The sequence below is a fragment of the Streptomyces sp. HSW2009 genome (assembly GCF_040240285.1).
GTDB lineage: Bacteria > Actinomycetota > Actinomycetes > Streptomycetales > Streptomycetaceae > Streptomyces.
Map to the genome: position 1 here is coordinate 1 of NZ_JBEHZD010000610.1, position 4,258 is coordinate 4,258.

At 74.0% G+C, this 4,258-nt stretch carries 2 protein-coding genes; both read right to left on the reverse strand.

The genetic code is table 11. The features are described 5' to 3' along the window. Window positions 1–21 precede the first annotated feature (21 nt). Window positions 22–3,216 (reverse strand): type I polyketide synthase, encoded by a 3,195-nt coding sequence (locus tag AAHZ94_RS29420; protein WP_502964822.1) that lies wholly within the window; start codon window positions 3,214–3,216, stop codon window positions 22–24. 10 nt (window positions 3,217–3,226) lie between these two features. Beyond that, window positions 3,227–4,258, reverse strand: a 1,032-nt coding sequence (locus AAHZ94_RS29425; protein ID WP_349996719.1) for a beta-ketoacyl reductase, incomplete at its 5' end; no start/stop codon positions are given.

Here is a 4,258-nt window from a genome sequence, read left to right on the forward strand (position 1 = left end):
CCTTGATGGTCTGGGACTTCTTCACGGTGATGTTGCACCGCCCGTCGTAGCAGGGCCCCGGGGCCCCCCCCGGGGGGGGGGGGGGGCGCGCGCCCCCCCCCCGGGCGGCAGCCAGTAGCGTTCGCCCTGGAACGGGTAGGTGGGCAAATCGACCCGCACCGCGGGCTCCGGCCGGCCACCCGTCTCCTCCAGGAAGCGCCGCCAGTCCGGGCCGAGGCCCCGTACGTGCAGGGTGCCGAGGGCGCTGAGCACGGTCGTCGGCTCGGGGTGACCGGCGTGCAGAAGGGGCACCGCGTCCACCTCGTCGGCGCCCCCGTCCGCCGCGCTGTCGCGGGCCATCGCGCACAGCACGCGGTCCGGGCCGAGTTCGAGGAAGGTGCGCACACCCTGCTCGGCGAGGTGGCGGACCCCGGAGTGGAAGCGCACGGCCTCACGGACGTGCCGCACCCAGTAGTCGGCCGAGCGGAGCTGCTCGCCGGTGGCCGGCAGCCCGGTCACGTTGGAGATCAGCGGCAGGGTCGGTTCGTGCGCCGGCAACTGCGCCATGACCGTACGGAACTCCTCCAACATGCCGTCCATGTGTGGGGAGTGGAAGGCGTGGCTGACGCTCAACTCCTTGGTGCGGCGGCCCTGGTCACGCAGCGCGGCGGCGATGGTGTGCACGCTGTCCGCGTCCCCCGACACCACCACCGACGTCGGCCCGTTGACCGCCGCGATGCCGACCGTCCCGTCGCCGCCGGCCAGCAGGTTGGCGACCTCCTCCTCGGTCGCCTCCACCGCGACCATCTGCCCGCCGGTGGGCAGCTCCTGCATCAGCCGCCCCCGGGCAGCCACCGCGGTCACCGCGTCCTCCAGCGTGAACACGCCGGCCACGTGCGCGGCGGCCAACTCGCCGATGGAGTGGCCGATGAGGAAGTCGGGGCGCACCCCCCAGGACTCCACCAGCCGGAACAGAGCCACTTCGATGGCGAACAGCGCACACTGGGCCCAGGCCGTCTGGCGCACCAACTCCACCTGCTGCGGGTACGAGGCCGAGCCCTCGTCGGCGAGCAGCACCGCCCGCAGCGGCAGGCCGGTCCGCTCCGTCAACAGGGCACAGACGCCGTCCAGCGCATCGGCGAACGCGGGGAAGCGCTCGTACAACTCCCTTCCCGCGCCAGCTCGTTGTGCACCCTGGCCGGTGAAGAGGAAGGCGAGTCCGCCGCCCCGTGCCGCCTCGCCCAGCACGGTGTGCTCAAGGGCTGTACCACGGGCGATCCCACCGAGCGCGGCGAGCAACTCCGTGCGCCCGGCGCCCACGACCACCGCCCGGTGGGTGAGGTCGGCCCGGGTGGTGGCCAGCGCCCGGGCGACGGCGACCGGCCCCCACTCCGGGCGTGCGGCGACCGCCTCCCGTATCCGCCCGGCCTGCGCCCGCAGCGCCTCGGGGCTGGCGGCGGACAGCATCCACGGGACGGTTGGGGCCGCGGACACGGCGGCTCCGCCCTCGCCCGCGACGGCGGGACCTCGCCCAGTGTTCGGCACGCGAACTTCGTTCGCCCTGCGAACGTCAGTCGTGGCTGTGGCTGTGGCTGTGGCTGTGGCTGTGGTCGTGCCGGTGCCGGCACTGGCACCGGTGCCAGTACTGGTGTCGGTATCGGTAACCGTGTCGGTGTTCGCGGCCCCGGTCGGCCGTGCGGTGGTGCGGGGCGCGGTCGCGGGCTCGCCGTCTGCCCTGCCCGTACTGCCCGCACCGCTCACATCACCCGTACCGGCCGCACCGCCCGCCCCCGCACCGTCCGCGCCGGCCGCATCAGCCGGGTCGGCCGCTTCGAGGATGACGTGGGCGTTGGTGCCGCTGATGCCGAAGGAGGACACCGCGGCCCGGCGCGGTCGGTCGACCGCCGGCCACTGCTGCGCCTCGGTGAGGAGTTCCACCGCGCCGCGGGACCAGTCGACCTGAGTGGCCGGCGCGTCCACGTGCAAGGTGCGCGGCAGGACCCCGTTGCGCAGCGCGAGCACGATCTTGATGACCCCGGCGACACCTGCGGCGAGCTGGGTGTGACCGATGTTGGACTTCACCGAGCCCAGCCACAGCGGCCGGTCCGCCGGCCGGTCCTGCCCGTACGTGGCGAGCAGCGCCTGTGCCTCGATCGGGTCACCCAACCGGGTGCCCGTACCGTGCGCCTCCACCGCGTCCACTTCGCCGGGCGCCAGCCGGGCATCGGCGAGCGCCTGCCGGATGACCCGCTGCTGCGCGGGCCCGCTCGGCGCGGTGAGCCCGTTGGACGCCCCGTCCTGGTTGACGGCGCTGCCGCGCAGCACGGCCAGCACCCGGTGCCCGGCGCGGCGCGCCTCGGCCAGCCGCATCACCAGCAGCAGGCCGACGCCCTCGCCCCAGGAGGTGCCGTCGGCGCCGTTCGCGAACGCCTTGCAACGCCCGTCGGGCGCCAGCCCGCGCTGCCGGCTGAACTCCACGAACATGTGCGGCGCCGCCATCACCGCGGCCCCACCCACCAGCGCCGCGGTGCACTCGCCGCTCCGCAGCGCCTGCGCCGCCAGATGCAGCGCCACCAGCGACGACGAGCACGCCGTGTCCACCGTAAGGGCCGGCCCCTCAAGACCGAAGGAGTAGGCCAGCCGCCCGGACGCCACACTGACCGTCGTCCCCGTCAACAGATAGCCCTCGGCCCCTTCCGAAGCGGCCTGCGACCCGGCCCCGTACCCCAGTGGGGACGCGCCGACGAACACCCCGGTCCGGCTGCCGCGCACCGACGAGGGGTCGATGCCGGCCCGCTCGAATACCTCCCACGCGGTCTCCAGGAGCAGCCGCTGCTGCGGGTCCATGGCCAGCGCCTCGCGCGGGCTGATTCCGAAGAACGCCGCGTCGAACCGCTCCGCGTCCCGCAGGAACGCGCCGTGCCGCACATAGCTGTGGCCCGGCCGGTCCGGATCAGGGTCGTACAGGCCGTCGGTGTCCCAACCGCGCTCGGCCGGGAACTCGGTGACGGCGTCCCGCCCCTCGCTCAGCAACCGCCAGAAGTCCTCGGGCGATGCGACGCCGCCGGGGAAGCGGCAGGCCATGCCGACGATCGCGATCGGCTCGTGCCGTGCTTCGGTGAGCTGCCGGTTGCGCAGCTCAAGACGCTTGTTCTCCTTCACCGAGTGCCGCAGCGCCTCCAGGACGCGTTCGTGCGAAGCGGGTGTCTGTGGTGCGGTCATCGTCTTCTCCACCATCCGAACGCGATCAGAGGTCGGTGCTGCCGAAGGCCAGGCCGATGAGGTCGTCCGCGTCCATGGCGTCGATCGACTCCAGATCGCCCGGGTCCGCGTCCCCTCCCGCCCCGTCGGCCGGCGGGGCGGATTCGTCCGCGGTCAGTTCCAGCAGCGCGCCGAGCAACCCGGAGGCTCGCAACCTGGCCGGGGCGATGGTGGCCAACAGCCGGCGGATCTCCGCGTCGTCCACCTCCGCGACCCCGGCCGCCTCGTCGCCCGCCCCGGCCGGCCCACCCAGTGCACCTGCCAACTCCGCACGCAACTGCCCGGCCAGCGCGGCCGGCGTGGGATGGTCGAAGACCAGGGTGGCGGGCAACCGAAGGCCGGTGGCCGCGCCGAGCCGATTGCGCAGTTCGACCGCCGTCAACGAGTCGACGCCGAGTTGTTTGAACGCCTGCTCGGGGCCGACCTCCGTACCGGACGCGTAGCTCAGGACCAGCGCCGTCTGCTCCCGCACCAGGGCGAGCAGCAGCCGGCCGCGCTCCGCCTCGGGCACCGCGGCCAGCCTGCTGACCAGCGCCTGTGCACCGTCAGCCGCGGCCTGCGCGCCGGCGGCGGCCCGCCGCGCCGGAGCGGCAACCAACTGGCGCAGCAGCGGCGGCACTTGCTGGGCTCCGAGCGCCGCCCGCGCCGCGCCGGCATCGAAGCCCATCGCCACCAGCGCCGCCCGATCGGCCGTCAGCGCCGCGCTGAAGTGGCCGAGGCCCACGGCGTCGGACAGCGGCGTCGTCCCGGCCCGGCGCAGCCGCGTCAGATCGGCGTCGCTCAAGTGCCCGGTCATGCCACTCTCCCGCTCCCACAGCCCCCAGGCCACCGACACGCCGGGCAACCCCTGGTCCCGCCGGTGCTGCGCGAGCGCGTCCAAGAACGCGTTGCCCGCCGCGTAGTTGCCCTGCCCGGGCCCACCCAGCACCGCGGCAGACGATGAGAAGAGGATGAAGAAGTCGAGTGGGGTGTGGTGGGTGAGTTGGTGGAGGTTCCAGGCGGTGTGGGTTTTGGGGCG